At 67.8% G+C, this 16,194-nt stretch carries 14 protein-coding genes and 1 tRNA gene; 9 read left to right on the top strand and 6 right to left on the bottom strand.

The annotated features are described in order from the left end of the window. The 5 genes from VNN10_07865 to VNN10_07885 all read left to right on the top strand — a co-directional run bounded on the left by VNN10_07865 (position 1) and on the right by VNN10_07885 (position 6,952). Positions 1-1,251 (top strand): 3-isopropylmalate dehydratase large subunit, encoded by a 1,251-nt coding sequence (locus tag VNN10_07865; protein ID HXH21932.1) that lies wholly within the window; start codon positions 1-3, stop codon positions 1,249-1,251. Between the two features lie 69 nt (positions 1,252-1,320). Then, positions 1,321-1,902, top strand: a complete 582-nt coding sequence (locus tag VNN10_07870) for a 3-isopropylmalate dehydratase (protein HXH21933.1) — start codon at positions 1,321-1,323, stop codon at positions 1,900-1,902. A gap of 1 nt (position 1,903) precedes the next feature. Then, positions 1,904-2,965 (top strand): isocitrate/isopropylmalate family dehydrogenase, encoded by a 1,062-nt coding sequence (locus VNN10_07875; GenBank protein ID HXH21934.1) that lies wholly within the window; start codon positions 1,904-1,906, stop codon positions 2,963-2,965. Between the two features lie 573 nt (positions 2,966-3,538). Further along, positions 3,539-4,525: a hypothetical protein gene (locus VNN10_07880; GenBank protein ID HXH21935.1), complete on the top strand. Its 987-nt coding sequence runs from the start codon at positions 3,539-3,541 to the stop codon at positions 4,523-4,525. Between the two features lie 153 nt (positions 4,526-4,678). After that, the gene (locus VNN10_07885; GenBank protein ID HXH21936.1) at positions 4,679-6,952 is read left to right on the top strand and encodes a hypothetical protein; all 2,274 of its coding nucleotides are present in this window, start codon (positions 4,679-4,681) and stop codon (positions 6,950-6,952) included. Between the two features lie 177 nt (positions 6,953-7,129). Here VNN10_07885 and VNN10_07890 read toward each other — a convergent pair. Continuing rightward, positions 7,130-7,204, bottom strand: a tRNA-Gly gene (locus VNN10_07890). A gap of 270 nt (positions 7,205-7,474) precedes the next feature. Between VNN10_07890 and VNN10_07895 the strand changes: the two genes are divergently transcribed. The 4 genes from VNN10_07895 to VNN10_07910 are packed head-to-tail and all read left to right on the top strand — an operon-like array spanning position 7,475 to position 11,381. Then, entirely contained in the window at positions 7,475-8,233 is a 759-nt protein-coding gene (locus VNN10_07895) for a trypsin-like peptidase domain-containing protein (protein HXH21937.1), read from the top strand. A gap of 40 nt (positions 8,234-8,273) precedes the next feature. Next, entirely contained in the window at positions 8,274-9,350 is a 1,077-nt protein-coding gene (locus VNN10_07900) for a MoxR family ATPase (GenBank protein HXH21938.1), read from the top strand. Positions 9,351-9,400: 50 nt separating this feature from the next. Beyond that, positions 9,401-10,306: a DUF58 domain-containing protein gene (locus VNN10_07905; GenBank protein HXH21939.1), complete on the top strand. Its 906-nt coding sequence runs from the start codon at positions 9,401-9,403 to the stop codon at positions 10,304-10,306. 25 nt (positions 10,307-10,331) lie between these two features. Beyond that, positions 10,332-11,381, top strand: a complete 1,050-nt coding sequence (locus tag VNN10_07910) for a VWA domain-containing protein (protein ID HXH21940.1) — start codon at positions 10,332-10,334, stop codon at positions 11,379-11,381. Between the two features lie 51 nt (positions 11,382-11,432). On the opposite strand, the gene VNN10_07915 is transcribed toward VNN10_07910, so the two are convergent. The 5 genes from VNN10_07915 to VNN10_07935 all read right to left on the bottom strand — a co-directional run bounded on the left by VNN10_07915 (position 11,433) and on the right by VNN10_07935 (position 15,653). After that, positions 11,433-11,702, bottom strand: coding sequence for a GlsB/YeaQ/YmgE family stress response membrane protein (locus VNN10_07915; GenBank protein HXH21941.1), 270 nt, complete (start codon positions 11,700-11,702; stop codon positions 11,433-11,435). Positions 11,703-11,813: 111 nt separating this feature from the next. Next, positions 11,814-13,367: a sensor domain-containing diguanylate cyclase gene (locus tag VNN10_07920; protein ID HXH21942.1), complete on the bottom strand. Its 1,554-nt coding sequence runs from the start codon at positions 13,365-13,367 to the stop codon at positions 11,814-11,816. 120 nt (positions 13,368-13,487) lie between these two features. Continuing rightward, on the bottom strand, positions 13,488-14,042 hold the full coding sequence (locus tag VNN10_07925; GenBank protein ID HXH21943.1) for a B-box zinc finger protein: 555 nt from the start codon (positions 14,040-14,042) through the stop codon (positions 13,488-13,490). Next, a complete protein-coding gene (locus VNN10_07930) occupies positions 14,015-14,875 on the bottom strand; it encodes a PHP domain-containing protein (GenBank protein ID HXH21944.1) in 861 nt (286 codons plus the stop codon). Before VNN10_07930 ends, VNN10_07925 begins: the two co-directional genes overlap by 28 nt. Beyond that, positions 14,865-15,653 carry a TIGR00282 family metallophosphoesterase gene (locus VNN10_07935; GenBank protein ID HXH21945.1) on the bottom strand — a complete coding sequence of 263 codons (789 nt, stop codon included), beginning with the start codon at positions 15,651-15,653 and terminating at the stop codon, positions 14,865-14,867. The genes VNN10_07930 and VNN10_07935 overlap by 11 nt, the downstream gene beginning before the upstream one ends. Positions 15,654-16,194: the final 541 nt, after the last annotated feature.

The raw sequence follows: 16,194 nt of genomic DNA on the forward strand, positions 1-16,194 counted from the left end.
ATGGGCATGACGATTGCAGAGAAGATCCTGGCGAGGCACGCCGGCCGTGACGTCGTGAAGCCGGGTGAGTACGTGTGGTGCGACGTCGACGGCACCGGGCTCATCGGGCCGCCCTCCGGCCTCGAGGCGCTGGGGGTGGAGAAGGTCTACGACCCGGAGAAGGTGTGGATGGTGGACGACCACTTCGCGCCGGCGCCCACGCCCGCCCGTGCCCAGACGACGAAAGAGATGCGCCGGCTGGCGGAGAAGTACCAGCTCAACCACTGGTTCGAGTACGGCCGCCATGGCATCCTCCACCAGCTGTTTCCCGAGAACGGCTACTGCGTCCCCGGCGACCTCATCGTCAGCATCGACTCGCACTCCACCAGCTACGGCTGCTTCAACGCCATGGGCGTGCCGATCATGGAGGAGCTGACGTACGTGGTGGTCACCGGCCGCCTGTGGATGCGGGTGCCGGAGACCATCCGCTTCAACATCGTCGGCAAGCTCCCGGAGTGGTGCGTCGGCAAGGACATCATCCTGAAGATCGCAGGCGATTACGGCACAGACTGCGCCATCTACAAGAGCATCGAGTTCGGCGGGCCGGTGGTTAGCCAGCTCAGTCTCGGCAGCCGCTTCTCGATGTCGAACATGGGCGTCGAGCTGGGCGCGAAGTGCGCCATTTTCGAGTGCGATGACGTGACCCTGGAGTGGCTAAAGGGCCGCATATGGCGCGAGCCTAACCCTGCCAGCCCGGACCCGGACGCCGTCTACGAGGCCGTCTACGATGTGGACGTGACGGGCATGGCGCCGCAGGTCGCCTGCCCGCACGACCCGGGCAACGTCAAGCCGGCCGACGAGGTCGAGGCGATGCGAGTCCGGGTCGACCAGGCGTTCCTCGGGTCGTGCACGAACGGCCGCACCGAGGACTACGCGATGGCCGCTAAGGTGCTCAAGGGCAAGAAGATTGCGCCCTGGGTGCGCTGCATCGTGACGCCGGCTTCGCAGGCGATCTGGCTGGAGTGCGCGAAGAACGGCATCTGGGAAACGCTGGCCGAAGCCGGCTGCATGATTACGGCGTCTACCTGCGGGCCCTGCGCCGGCGCCCACCAGGGCCTCCTCGGCGACGGCGAGGTCTGCATCGGCACGAACAACCGCAATTTCCAGGGGCGCATGGGGTCGCCGGAGTCACTGGTGTACCTTGCTTCGCCGGCGACGGTCGCGGCCTCGGCGCTCACGGGCTACGTCACGGACCCGCGGCCGTACCTGTAAGGCCGGCGCGGAGTCCTGCATGGCCGTCGAAGGGGAGAAGACCCTCATCTCGAGACCAGGAGCGAGGCAATGAGCACGATGGAGTTCACAGGCAAGGTCTGGATGTTCGGCGACAACATCAGCACCGACCTCATCCAGCCCGCCGACGTAACCTGGGGCCACGTGCGCGGGCCCGAGCGCCTCAAGTACTGCATGCGCGCCAACCGCCCGGGTTGGGCCGAGCAGGTCAGCCAGGGCGATATCGTCGTCGCGGGCAAGAACTTCGGCTGCGGCTCGAGCAGGCCGGCGGCGCGCATGCTGCGCGACCTCGGCATCACCTGCGTGGTCGCGGAGTCGGTATCACGCCTGTTCCTGCGCAACTCGGTGAACATCGGCTTCCCGGCGCTGATCTGTCCCGGGATCACGGGCCTGGTCGAGGAGGGCGACCAACTCTACGTGAACGTCGATACCGGCGAGGTGCGCAATCTGCGCACGGGCGGGTCGCTGACCGCCGAGGGCTTCCCGGAGGGCAGCCCGCCGTACGAGATCCTGCGCGCCGGCGGCCTGCAGCCCCTGCTGCGAAAGATGCTGGAGGAGCAGGGCATCAAGCCGCCGCCTGAGCGCCAGTTCCCGGCGGACACGCGGCCGACGCCAGTGCCGCAGAACTTCTAGCGTGACGAAGCGCGTCTGCGTCATCCCCGGCGACGACGCCGCCCCCGAGGCGGTCCTCCCCGCCCTGGGCGTCCTGAAGGCCATGGAGCTCGACATCGAGTACGTCGAGCTGCCTTCGGGAGAGGAGGGGCAGGCCAGGCATGGCGAGCGCTGGGCGCAGGTATGCCGCGAGGCGATCGACTCCTGCGACACTACCCTCTTCGGCTCGACCAGCGGCAAGACCCCGGCGCTGGGCTACCTGCGCTGGCAGAAGGGCACCTATGCGAACTTGCGTCCGGTGAAGTACATCGCCGGCGCGAAGAGCCCGCTGGCCCATCCCGAGGGCATCGACTTCGTCATCGTCCGCGAGAACATGGAGGACATGTACGTGGGCGTCGAAGGCGAGCTCGATGTGCTGAAGCCGCTGGGCCTCGTGAACCGTCTCACGCGCCGGCCGATACCGGAGGAGGGCGGCCGCTTTGCTCTCAAGGTGATCACGGAAGAGAACACGAGGCGCATCGCCGAGTTTGCCTGCCGGCTGGCGCTGCGACGCAAGGCCGAGGGTAAGCCCGGCCGCCTCACGGTGGCCTGCAAGTACAACATGCTGCCGCAGAGCGACGGCCTGTTCCGCCGCGTCGCCAGCGAGGTCGCGAAGGCGTATCCGGAGGTCGAATACGAAGACTACATAGTCGATGACTTCGCCCGGCGCATCGTTGCCTCGCCGCATGACCTGGACGTGGTGCTTCTGCCCAACCTCTACGGGGACATCCTCTCGGACGAGGCCTCGGCCCTCGTTGGCGGCCTCGGCGTTGCGCCCAGCGCCTGCTACAGCGACGACTTCGCCTACTTCGAGCCGGTGCACGGCACCGCACCCGACATCGTAGGTAAGCGCATCATCAACCCCACGGCGACGCTGCTCTCCGCGGCGATGATGCTAGAGCACCTTGGTCTACGGGAGGAGGCGTCCGCGCTCGAGCGCGCCGTCGCCGCCGTGTACGCGGAGGGCCGGGTGCTGACGCCCGATCAGGGCGGCACGGCCACGAGCGACGAGTTCTGCGCCGCCGTGCGCCAGAAACTCGGCTAAGCACGCGGCGGCCATCGGCCGTCCTCGAGAGGCGGATGGGAGCAGCCCCTGGCGTGGCCCCAGTTGGTGGCGGGAGCTGGGCCCCGCCGACCAGGCGCCGCCGCGCTACTTCACGCCGTGGCTATTCCAACTGGGGCTTCCTGCCCATGTTTGCGCCATGGCTCCGGATAACTGGCCCGCCGGTCTCGGCCCGCCCGATTCGATGGACAGCACCATCGTTTCCCCGTGGGGACCGCGTGGGACGCGATCAACAAAGTGTCAACCCTTAGGAAATGTCTCCTCGCTAGACTGCGGCCGGCTTCAATCCAGTCTCGCGCGAGTGTGCCTCCGTGAATCCAAGGCGGAGAGCGGACCGGTCAAGAGTTGGCGGGGCCAACCGACAGCGGCTACGCCAGCCTCCCGGGCTGGAACCCGCGGTCCCCAGAACGCCCAACCTGGCTTTCGCCGGGCGGGGGGCGCGAGACCTGCAGCGGGCGCTGGGAAACGCTGAGTTCGCCCGATTCCTTACCTCGGGGCGGGCCATCCTGCGCCCGGACCCTGCTCAAGGCGCCGGCAGCAAGGCCCCGGGCGCCGATGCAACTCCTGGTCCTTCAGCGCGAGGAAGCGCCCGAAGACCTTGCGGCGGAGATTTACGACTCTCTGAATTGGAGTAACGACGTGCCGGGAGTGATGAGCGCGCTACGGCGCGCGCACCCGGACCGCTACAACGTACAAAGCGCCTTCGAGGCGGAGCATGGCTCGATCTGGAGCTACCTCAAGGACCAGCTCTCAATCGAGCAGGTTATCGATGCCTACGCCTACTTCTTGCATGGGCACAAGCACGACCTGCATGTCGCCCTTGCCCGCGCCATCCTGCCGTCCGGGACACGCGATGCCGAGATACACCGGATCCTCGCTTCGGTCCCTGTAGCCAACCGCCCCGCGCTTGCGGAGCAGTACGAGGCAGACTACTGGGACCTGGGTGAAGGCACTCTGCGCGCCGACTTGATCAATGACCAGTCAGGCTGGGAACTGGAAAAGTCGCTCTCCCTCCTAGACCACGCCACAACTGAAGCCGAGCAACTCTACTTTGACAGCGTGGCTATCACGGGCACTAACACCGACGCGGTGATTGGAAGGCTCCAGCGCATCGCTGCCTCGGACGACCCGAACGCCTTCGCGAGGCTGGAGGAAGAGTGGGACCGCTTCGTGAAGACGGACGAGGGCTGGAACGTGAGCCGCCCCTCCGACCTGTTCGAAGATGCCGCGGGCGTGGACCTGCGAACCGCGATCGAGAGCGAGCTCTCCGGCGAGGATGCGGGTTTCGCGCTGGCCGCCATTGACAACGGGCGCCTGCGTTCGGAGAGCGCTGCCGGTGCAGCGCCGACCGGGACCGAGGGGGCAGCGGGCACGGCCGCGCTCACGCCGGAGCAGGTTTTTGCGGACGAGGAGTTGCGCCTCCAAATGCATATGGCCTACCTGCGCGCAGCCGCCGAAGGGGCTCTGCCGGCTGGAGAGGCCCGGCCAGGAGAAGCCGGACCCGTAGATTCTCGAGCCCCTCTTCATCCATCTCGTCGTTGACGATGGGGCGGATCATGTCCTGAGCCGCCTGCCACTCGCTGCGATAGGTCTCGGCGAGGTCGGCTCGGCCCTCTGCCTCAGCGCGGCGGATGCGCGCGCTCCAGATTTGCTGGATCGCCTCGACCGCACTGAACAGTGAGTTTCAATCCATTCGTGGCCCAGAGGGTCACTTCGGGCACGCCTTTCCGTCGCTCGGCGGTCCTCCTTAACCGTGACTATTCCGACAGCGAAAAGGGAGCCCATCGGCTGAAGATCGAGTTCGACGAGGGCACGGGTAACGATGACTGCGGCCGGGCGCTGGCGTTCCTCAAGTCGCCTGGCCTGGATGCCGCCCGCCGCAACCAGATCATCTCGACCTTCGTGTCCATCCAGGGGCTTGGAGACCGTCCCGAAGAGAGCGATATCGAGAAGCTCCTGGGTTGGGTAAGCGAGCGCTACGAGGAGTCGTCGGCCACCTGGGAGATGCGCGACTTCCTGGCTCCCGCCTCCACTCCCGAGGAACTGCTGGAACGCGCCGAGGGCCGTCACGAGGCCGCGCACAGCGGTCTGCTGGACGAGGCTCTGACCGACTTCTCCCGTGACTGGGGTCACCTGACCGGGGAAGACACGGTCGAGGTCGAGCAGGAGTCGCTGGAGCGGCTTCGATTTATGGTTACGACCGCCACGCCAGCCGAGCTGGAAGGGATGATGGCCCTCACCGGCAAGACGTCCCTGAACGAACTGGCGGCATTCGAGTATGGCCAGTACCTGGAACGGCTGCAGGAACTCCGCGAGCTGAAGGCGGCAATCGCCGAGGGGCTCTCCAAAGCTGTGGAGCTGCTGGCCGCCGCCGCGCTCACGGTGGCGACAGGCGGGGCGGCGAGCGCGTCCATGGCGGTGGCTATCGGCGCCGCCATCGCTGGGATGTTCGCTCGAGAGGCGCTCCTCGGGAGGGAATACGAACTTGTCAGCGAAGAAAACGCGAAGGCGCTGATCGTCGCCGCGGCCAGCGCCGGCGTTGGAACGGCCATCGGCCCGGCAGCAGAAGGACTCAAGGCTATGGAGCGGCTGGGTACTGCGCGCGGCTTCCTGGCGGGTGCCTTGACGGAGGGCGCGAAGGCGGTGACCACCGAAACCTTGTCCGCGGCCCTTTCGGATGCGAGGCTGACGGAGGATGCCTTCGCGGACATCGTCGTGCGGACCGTGGGCAATACGCTCGCGGGGGGCGTGTCCGGCCGAATGACGCTGGGGCTCGAAGACATCCCCATCCGCGATCGCATCCTGCCGACGCTGCAGGCGCAGGCAGTAAGCAGCATGGTGTCGGGGACCGCGGATGAGGTCGCCGCATTCAGCGGCCGCGGCGACATGAGTGCAGGTCAGTTTATCGGCAGGCTAGGCGCGCGGTTTGCGCGGTCACTGGGAGAGGCGACGATCGGGACCCTAGGAGAGATCGGCGCCGCCAGCGGCGGCGCCGGGCCCGAGGCCGAGGGAGGCGAAACGTCAGGGCCGGAGGAGACGGGCGCGTCCGGTGGAGGTGGCGAGGGCGCCGATGGCGAGGCCGGCGCCCCTGCTGCAAGCGAGACAGACACCGGCACGGCCCCCTTGCCGGTAGAGCCGGTCATGGCTGCCGAGGGCGTACCGGCTGGAACAGGAGACCCGGCCGCCGCTGCTGAGGCCGCGCTCACCACCGCCCATGAAGAGGCGCCTCCCGGAGGCGGCGCAGGGGAACCACCGGACCGGTTGTTCCCCGGACTGAGTGAAGGAGAGTTTGACTTCACCGCGCTCGGGCCCCTGGACACGCGGCCGGCGCCCGACAGGTCCGAGCGGGCGGAGGTCGTGGGCGACCTTGACCGGACGAACCCTCTCGGCGCCTCAGGATTCATCGGTTCCACGGCCGGGGCGACACTCGGCGCGGGTGCGTTCGCGACGGAAGTGCGAACTGAGAGAGGTGATGTGGTGGACGCCGTGGTAAAGGTGCTGCCGGTAGATGCGCGCGACACTTTCGAGAGGGAGGTCGCGGGCGCAAAGGCGGCGGCGACCACGGGGATCGGCCCGCCCTTTTACGGCGTGGTGGAGGTCGAGGACGGCCTGGCGTTCGCAATGGGTCGGGTCCCAGGCGGTTTCACCGAGAATTATTCGCTGGAGGCTCCGGGCTCGCCGGGCCACGAGGCCGCTGCGACGGAGGCGGCGGCTGCCCTGTCGGCCCTGAGCGCCCAGGCGCCGCGTGATGTCCGCAACTACGCATCGGCGCTGGTACACCTCGGGTATTACTACAGTGGAGAGTGCCAGGGACTGATCGGGCCGGACGGCAGGTGGAGGCCCATTGACTTCTCAGGCATCAGCCCGCTCCCGTCCGACCCTGCTGCGCGCGAAGCAGCGCTCAGGGAGCATCACTCCAACATCGAGCATGAGGCCAGCGGCCTTGAGCGAGACCTCCGGGCCCGTTGAACAGGGCGCGGGTTGCGCACGTTGGTGTCACGGCGCGGCGAGCGGGCGTCTTGTCCGTGCGAGAGGGTGGTCCGGGCGGCGGCCAGTGGCGGCTGCCTGCAGATGAAAACACGGCGCCGATTCATGTCGCCCGCCCGGGGCCGATTCTGAATCTGGAGCCGTGCGCCTAATCGGTTGTGGAGCGGAAGACGAGATTCGAACTCGCGACCCCCTCCTTGGCAAGGAGGTGCTCTACCACTGAGCTACTTCCGCCTACGGACGAATTATAGGACGCTGGCGCGCCTTCGACCAGTCAAGTCCCGGCATGAGGATTTACATCTTCTTTGCAGCGCCTTAACGGCCGGGCTCGCGGCCGGCGGCTAAGCTCATTCCGTAGCTCCTGCGAGGTAAGGGGCCGAGAGGCCCCGCGGCGCGGGATCATCGGAGCGTTGGAAGCGTTACCATGGTGGGACGAGGCTGCGGCCTCGTCGGCGCGTTTGGAGGCGACCACTGCCGACGGTCAGGATTCCCGAGAGGTTGCGCATGCCGCTGGCCATGCTTGCTGGCTGCGCGCTCGCGCTGGCGGCGATGTTCACCTACCTGCAGCTCGACCCCCAGGAGGGCCGCTACGACGACGCCGACATACGCCGCCTGGCGAGCGAGCAGATCGCCTCCGTCACCCCAAGTCCCCCGATCGAGCCCCAGGTCTATGCGCTTGTCCGCCCGGCCGTGGTCCTGATTACGAAGGAGCAGAACGCGCTGGGCCCGAATCCCAGCCGCGGCCTCGGCGCGGGTGTCGTGTTCGACCTGAATGGCAGCATCCTCACGGCCTACCACGTCGTCGCCGGGGCGGACACGGTAACGGTCCGCTTCCACGACGGCACGACTACCACGGGCACGGTCACGCAGAAGCAGCCGGAGCGCGACCTGGCCGTCGTCCAGGTGGCGCGGCTGCCGAACAGCGTCCAGCCCGCGGTGCTCGGAGGCGGCGTCTCCCAGGGGACACGGGTGATGGCCATCGGCGCGCCCTTCGGGCTGGAGGGCAGCGCCTCCCTGGGCATCGTCAGCGGCCTCAACCGCCGCTTCACGGTCGAGGAGACCGGCCAGGTCCTCGATAACATGATCCAGTTCGACGCCGCGGTGAACCCCGGAAACTCAGGCGGCCCCCTGGTCAACATGAACGGCCAGGTCGTAGGCATCGTGACCGGCATCATCAACCCCACAGGGAGCAGTGTCTTCATCGGGCTCGGCTTCGCGGTGCCGATCCAGGCGGCATCCGGCATCGTCGCACCGGTCGACTGAGCCAGGACCGCGGGCCGTCAAGGCCGCAACAGGAGGACCAATGACAAGCGAGGCAACGCCGCAGACCCAGGAACCGCAGTCGCCCATCGAGCAGGTGCTGTTCGAGGTCAAGCGCGTCATCGTTGGCCAGGAGGCGCTGCTCGAGCGCATGCTGGTGGCGCTGCTCGCGCGCGGGCACATCCTCGTCGAGGGCGTCCCTGGCCTGGCGAAGACGCTGGCAATCCGGACCGTCGCGCAGGTCATCGGCGGCACCTTCGACCGCATTCAGTTCACGCCAGACCTGGTGCCGGCGGACCTGATAGGTACGCGCATCTACAACCAGAAGACGGGCGAGTTCACGACGTCGCTTGGCCCCGTCTTCACCAACCTTCTCCTGGCGGACGAGATCAACCGCGCGCCGGCCAAGGTGCAGTCGGCCCTGCTCGAGGTGATGCAGGAGCGCCAGGTCACCATCGGCCGCGACACGCACGAGGTGCCCGACCCCTTCCTGGTGCTCGCGACCCAGAACCCGATCGAGACGGAGGGCACCTACGCCCTGCCCGAGGCCCAGGTCGACCGCTTCATGATGAAGGTGCTGGTCGACTACCCGAGCGAACGCGAGGAGCTGGTGATCGTCGAGCGGATGGCCCGGGGCCTGGACCAGGTCCGGCAGATCATTACCGCCGATGACCTGCTGCGGATGCAGCGTGAAGCCGACGCAGTTTACGTCGACCCGCAGATCATGGAGTACGCCGTGCAGATGGTCGGCGCCACCCGCCGGCCGGCGGAGTATGGCGCCGGCGACGTCAAGCATTACATAGCCTTCGGCGCCAGCCCGCGCGCCTCGATCAACCTCGTCCTCGGCGCCCGCGCCCTGGCGATGCTCCGCGGCCGCGACTATGTCGTCCCCGGTGACATCGCCGATCTTGCGCCAGACGTCCTGCGCCACCGCGTCGTCCTCTCCTACGAGGCGCTCGCGGACAACGTCACGCCGGACGCCGTGATCAGGCGGATCATGGACGTCGTCGCCCGCCCTGCCCGGCCGATGATGGAGCGGGGGCAGGGCCCGGCCGCTACCGGCGGCCAGGCGCCGCCTACCCCGGCCCACATGCCCGCTAAGGACTGGCGGACGGCATGACATCGGTGCCGCTCCCGGAGCAAGCCCGAGCGCGGACGAATGCGGAGGCGGTGTTGAAGCGCCTCGACTGGTACGTCGTGCGCCGGCTGGACGGCATGCTCCAGGGCGACTACCGCTCACTCTTCTTCGGCCACGGGCTCGACCTCGCCGAGGTGCGCGAATACCAGCCCGAGGACGACGTGCGCTACATGGACTGGAACGTCACTGCCCGCATGGGCGAGCCCTACGTCCGCCAGTACATGGAGGACCGCGAGATCACGGCCTGGCTGCTCCTGGACCTCTCCGGCTCCATCGACTTCGGTACGGCCCTGATGCGCAAGCGCGACCTCGTGCATGACTTCGCCGCCGTCCTGGCCCGGCTGCTTACGCGTCACGGGAACCGCGTTGGCGCCATCCTGTTCTCCGGCCAGATCGACGAGGTGGTGCCGCCTCGCGGGGGCGCGCTGCAGGCCCTGCGCCTGATCCATCAGATCTCTCGCCCCGACCGGCGTTCGACGCCCGGGGCCACGAACTTGGCGGAAGTGCTCGACCAGGCAGGCAAGACCTTGCGGCGGCGGTCGCTGGTCTTCGTCGTCTCGGACTTCATTTCCGCTCCCGGCTGGGAGCAGTCCCTGAGCCGGCTCGCGCGGCGCCATGAGGTCGTCGCCGTGTGGGTGCGTGACCCGCGCGAGGAGGAGATCCCGGACATCGGCCCGGTGGTGATGCAGGACGCGGAGACCGGGGAGCAGATTTACGTGGAGACGCAGGACCGGAAGTTTCGCGACCGCTTTCGCGCGCTTGTCGAAGAGCGCCGGCGGCACATCGAGCGCACATTCTCCCGCCACGGCATCGACGCCCTCCTCCTGAGCACGGAGGGCGACCTGGTGCGGGACCTGGGGCGATTCGTGCTGTTGCGGCGCCAGAGCCGTCAGCGCCAGGGCGCCGGTTACCTGCGGGCCGCGGGAGTCGCTTCGTGAAACAGTCGCGCATCGGGGGTGGGCAATGCTGATCACCTGGCCGTGGTCTATCGATTCCTTTGGCCTGCAGGCCCCGGAAGCGCTGGTCTTCCTGCTGCTGCTGCCGGTCGTCGTGGGCGCCTACGTGCTGATGCAGCTATCGCGCCGCAAGTACGCCGTGCGTTACGCCAGTGTCTCGCTGCTCCGCGAGGCGGTGGGTAAGGGCCCGGGAATAAGACGCCACATCCCGGCGGCGCTCTACCTGGTGGCGCTCGGGGCGATGATCTTTGCCCTTTCGCGCCCCAAGGGCATCGTCGAGAACGCTTTCGATACCGGCACCGTGATCCTCGCGATCGACGTTTCCGGCTCGATGTGGGCGGAGGACGTTGCGCCGAACAGGATGGAAGCTACGAAGGCGGCGGTGAAAGAGTTCGTGAAGAAGCAGCCGAAGGGCGTCGAGATCGGCATCGTCTCCTTCAGCGACTTCGGCATCCTTTCCCAGGCGCCGACGCGCGACAAGCGCGCCGTCAACAAGGCGGTCGACCGCCTGCAGCCGCAGCGCGGCACGAACATCGGCGGAGGACTGCAGGCCGCCCTCGACGCCATCTATGAGGGCGCGGACACCCCACGGCCGGGTGCCCAGAACCGCTCGCCCTTCGCCCCGGTGCAACCTACGCCAGTGCGCCCGGCGGCGTCCGGCGCGCCGCCAGCGGCGACGATAGTGCTGCTGTCCGACGGCCAGAGCAACACGGGACCTTCACCGCTGGCCGTGGCCGAAGAAGCCGTGGCCGCTGGCATCAAGGTCTTCACGATCGGCATAGGCACGCCCCAGGGTACTGTGCTCCGGATCCAGGGCCGGAACGTCTTCACCAGGCTGGACGAAGAGACACTGCAGGCGATTGCCGACGCGACCGGCGGCAAGTACCTGAGCGCGCAGGACGAGAAACAGCTGGCGAACGTCTACGACGAGCTGGCGCGCGAGCGCCAGAGCGAGCCTCAGGAACGCGACCTTACGTACTACGTGACCGGGGTCGCGCTCCTGTTCTCGCTGGTGGCGGGAGGCTTCTCCCTGGCATGGTTCAACCGCCTGCCCTGAGCGGGCGAGGCGGTCGAGGCGGAGGGCGAGCGGCGAGCTCGACCTCCGCCGTCAAATGTGCATGCCGCGGTCGCCGGCCACGAGGCGATAGGCGAGGAGCAGGAGCATAGACCCGAGGACGGCGAGCACGATGGTGCCCAGGTCGAAGTCGTCGACACCGGTGCCGACGCCGAGCGCCACGGACAGGAAGCCGCCTACGATGGCCCCGGCGATGCCGAGCAGGACCGTGAGGATGATGCCGCCCGGGTCGTCACCGGGCATGAGAGCCTTCGCGATTAGGCCGGCGATGAGGCCAACGACAATCCAGGCAAGTATGGTCATGGACTCCCTTCCTTCTTCGGTCCAATAGTGGCAGGCCGGACTGCCGGCCCCCGTAAAAGGCCGCAGACCCGGCTTTTCAGGCGCGTTTCAAGACTGGGTGAGTGATCGGATTCAGGCAGCGGCCGCGTGAAAGCGGGCCGGCATGACCCTGTCCCGTCCGCTCTCTTTGGCCAGGTACAGGGCCTGGTCCGCCAGTTGGAAGAGGGAGTCCGGGTGCGGATAGCAGGCCAGGCTCGCCTCCGCAACCCCGGCGCTGAGGGTTATCCTCCAGACAGCGGACGCGCCACGCGGTACGAACGCCGAGCTGGACAGGGATGACCGGAAGCGCTCCGCGAAGGCGAGACCGCCGTCCATCGAGGTGACGGGCAGTATGAACAGGAATTCGTCGCCGCCCCAGCGACCGACGAAGTCGGACTCTCGACAGCTCTCTCGCGCCACCTCGGCGGCGTGCTTGATCGCGTCGTCGCCTGCCGCATGCCCGTACGTGTCGTTGATGTCCTTGAAGTGGTCGAGGTCTGCCATGACGACAGCGACGGGCTCGGCATAGCGCTGGGCGCGCGCGCATTCCGCGCGCAGGACTTCCTCGATGTAGCGCCGGTTAGGTATGCCGGTCAGGCCGTCGGTGCGCGCCAGGAAGTGTTGTATGCGGCTGGCCTCTTCCAGCTCCTGGTAAAGACGGAGGCCTTTGATCGTGGTGGCAGCCTGCGAGACCAGGTCCGTGAGGAAGTCGACTTCAGGCCCCTCGAAGGTGCGGCGAAGCGTGCTCGAGAAGACAACGAAGCCGAGCATCTTATCCTGGAAGAACATTGGCAGGATGGCCTGAGAGCTGAGATGGGCGCGCTGGAAGTACGCCGTGACGTCCGGCGTGTCGTCCGGGTCCGGTTCCATGAGGTCGGGTCGCAGGATCGGCCGGCGAGAGTGGTTCAAGCGGCGGGCAATGTTCAGCCAGCGCTTGTTGCCGCGCAGGCCCATGGCCGCAGTCTGCGTCGAGGAATGGCGAGCAAGGTTGACCGCGCGGTCGTGGATCCAGGTGCAGGCCTCGTCCACCACCAGGATCTGGACCCAATCGAACCCCGAGGCGTCCGCCAGGGCGGTGCACACGGCCTCGAGCACGTTGTCGACCGTCGATGCCTCGCTGAAGGCGCGCGCCACTTCCGCGAGCGCCCTCAATTGCTCCCGCTGTCGTGCCTGCCGGCGGCTATCGAGGACGGCGCAGACGAGCGAGGCGAGTATCGGACGGGCCGCCTCCAGGAAGGCGACCTCTTCCTCGCTCAACCCTTCGGGCCAGGGCCCGCGGACGACCAGCAGCTCGGAGTTGGACTCGTATCCCGGAAGGATGGTGGCAACATGAGTGCCGGCCGTCCCGGGCTGGAGCGCGACGCCTTGCGTGACGAGCCTGTTCTCGACCGCGAACACGGCGCCCAGGACGCTTATGTCAGCGGCGAGCTCCCGCCAGACGATCCAGTAACCCCTCTGCTTTATCTCGTACTGCTCGGGGTTCGAGTCATCGCCGAGCCGGGTGAAGTGCGGGTCGCCGGCGGCGATCACGTATGCTTCTTCGGCACGCAAGGCCTGGCGCACGGTCTCCGTGGCCTCGAGCACGACGTCGACGCCGGGACTTCGCCGCGCGGATATGCGCGAGAGCTTCGCGAGGTAGTCAAGCACCAACACGCCTCCCGGGCAGTGCCCAGTCCTAGATAAGATTCGGCTGGCGGAAGCCGTTATTTAGGCCAAAGACTGCCAAGATTAAGGACTCGCCAGGGATAAACCTGGGCGCGCCGGCCCTCAGCGGGAGAGCCGCTGGGCCGCGATTACTGCGGCGAGGATGGTCGCCATGTAGCCCCAGAAGTCGCCGGCGGGCAGGAGGGGCAGGCCAGCGACGGCGTTGTGGACCAGATATGCCAGCAGGACCCCGAACACGGCGCTCGCCTGAAGTGCGGGGCCGAGCTTGCGGTTGGTGGCGAGGCTCACGGCTTCGCCGATGGCGTAGCCGATCCCCATCGCCAGGAACAGGATGAAGAAGCCGACGAAACCGGTGCCCCGACCTGAGGTCATGAAGCCCCAGACGCCGCCCACTGCCAGGCCGGCCGCCGTGGCGGCAAGGAAGCCGCGCACGAGGAAGATCGGCTTGACGTCGAGCGTAGGGATGCGCCGCACGTTGGCGCAGGTGGGGCAGCGGGCGCCTACCGGCGTCTGGACCAGGCAACGCGGGCAAATTGGCGTGCCGCAGCGCCCGCAGAGTAGGGACGTCTCCACCTGGGGGTGGCGTGCGCAATAGACGACGCTCTCGCCTTCGGGCGTGGCGGGCGAAGTCAGATCGGGACGGCTGTCTTCAGCCAAGGCAATTCTTTCTCCACGAACTCGCGGATTGCCCAATCGGGCAGGGGGTTGTCCACCATGCCCGGCTCGCGCTCGTCGGGCCGGTCAAGGGCGTGGTAATCGCTGCCGCCGAGGGGCCGGACGCCATGGCGGCGGGCGAGTTCCAGCAACCGGGCAACCGTCGCGGCGTCGTAGGCCTTGTAGAAGACCTCCATGCCCGCAAGGCCCTCGGGCACCAGCTCGCGAAGGACAGCCTCGGCGTCGTTGACGAAGGTAGGGTGGGCGAGGACGGGCGCCGCGCCGAAGCGGCGGAGCGTCCGCACGGCCTCGACCGGCGTCATTTTCTCTCGCTCGACATATGCAGGGCCATTGCGGCCGATGTAGAGGTCGAAGGCCTCGGTGGTGTTTGCCACGTGGCCGGCCTCGACCATGGCCAGCGCGACATGCGGCCTCCCGATGCTGGCCTCGCCCGCGATCTCCTTTACTCGCTCCCAGCTCACCGGCTTCCCGAGCGCTGCTAGCTTTTCGACCATGAGGCGGCCTCGCTCGAAGCGGCCTTCCCTGAAGCGCTTGAGTGCGGCCTGGAGCTCGGGGTGGTCGGGCTCGGGCAGGTAGCCGAGGATATGCACCTCGCCGCCCTCGACGTCGGTGCTCAGCTCTACGCCGGGGACGAGCGTGAAGTCGGCGTAGCGGGCGGCGGCCCTGCGCGCCTCGTCGAGGCCTTCGGTGGAGTCGTGGTCCGTGAGGGCGAAGATCCGGACGCCGTTGCGGTAGGCGAGGTCCACCAGTTCCGACGGCGTCAGGCGGCCATCGGAGGCGGTGCTGTGGTTGTGGAAGTCTGCCTTAGCGCCCATCGCCCGCCTGCAGCACCGTCTCGCGGTCGATGCGCTGGATCGAGAGGGCGCGGCCGGCGGCCCCTTCGATTTCGATGAGCACGGCATTGAGCTTTACGTCGCGGCTGCGTTCCTCGACGGGCAGGCGGGTCGGCAGTTGCGTCAGGAAGAGGCGGTGCACGGCCTCCACCTCGAAGCCGATTACGCTGTCCCGGCTGCCTGTCATGCCCGTATCTGTGACGTAAGCGGTGCCCCCGGGCAAGAGCCGTTGGTCGGCGGTCGGGACGTGCGTGTGCGTGCCGACGACGGCGGCGACCCTCCCGTCCAGGTACCAACCCATGGCAACCTTCTCGCTCGTGGCCTCGGCGTGGAAGTCGACCAGGATGGGCGCGGGCAGGCCGTCCGCCAGGACCGCGTCGGCGGTGCGGAAGGGGCAGTCGATAGCCTGCATGAAGGTGCGCCCCTGGAGGTTCAGGACTGTCAGGCCCTTGTGAGTCACCCAGCCCCGGCCGGGGCTGCCGGGCGGGTAATTGGCCGGGCGGATGACAGGCTTATCGCTGTCCAGGAGCTCGATAATCTCCTTCTGGTCCCAGATGTGGTTGCCGGAAGAGATGATATCGACCCCGGCCTCGAACAGTTCGCGCGCGGTGCGGTCCGTGAGGCCGCGGCCGCCGGCGACGTTCTCGCCGTTGGCGACGACGACATCGAGCGCGAGCTCCTCCCGCAGAGGCGGCAGCAGCGCTTCCAGGGCCCTGCGACCCGGCTTCCCGACTACGTCACCGATGAAGAGGACGCGCAAACCTCACCTCTTTGCACCCTCTCCGCAGCAGACAGAGGGAACGCCTGGACGCGCCGCCTCGTTGGGAGCAGGGAGGTCCTCCCGGCTGGCCCGGGAGGACGCCTTCGAGCCAGTCGGGGACTTCCTCGCCAGAGGACCTCGGTCTGGCGGAGGATCTCCGCCGGGATCGCGGTTACGTGTATCGGGCTGTCGACCTCAATCATCAGGGATGCTTCGCGATAGTAGAAGGCGACCACGGACGGGTCAACGGCGCGCCGGCGGCGGGACCGATGGCGGCCGAGGTCACGGCCTGCGACGGGCTCGCAGAGGACCTGCCCGGCGCGAGTCGACGCCTGCCGGCGCTCCCTTGCGAGTGGCTTCAGGACAGGCGAACGGTCCGCCTGCGCGCGGCAAGGCCTAGCCATGGCCGACTCCGCGGCGCCGCGTCAGCAACTGCGGACTTCCCAGCACTCTGAAAGCCCCCTCTCCGCCGCGGAGAGAGGGCTGGGCTGAGGTCTCACCGGGCGTACTCGGTGGCGCGCGTCTCCCGGACGACGGTGAC

It is taken from the genome of Dehalococcoidia bacterium (assembly GCA_035574915.1).
GTDB lineage: Bacteria > Chloroflexota > Dehalococcoidia > DSTF01 > WHTK01 > DATLYJ01.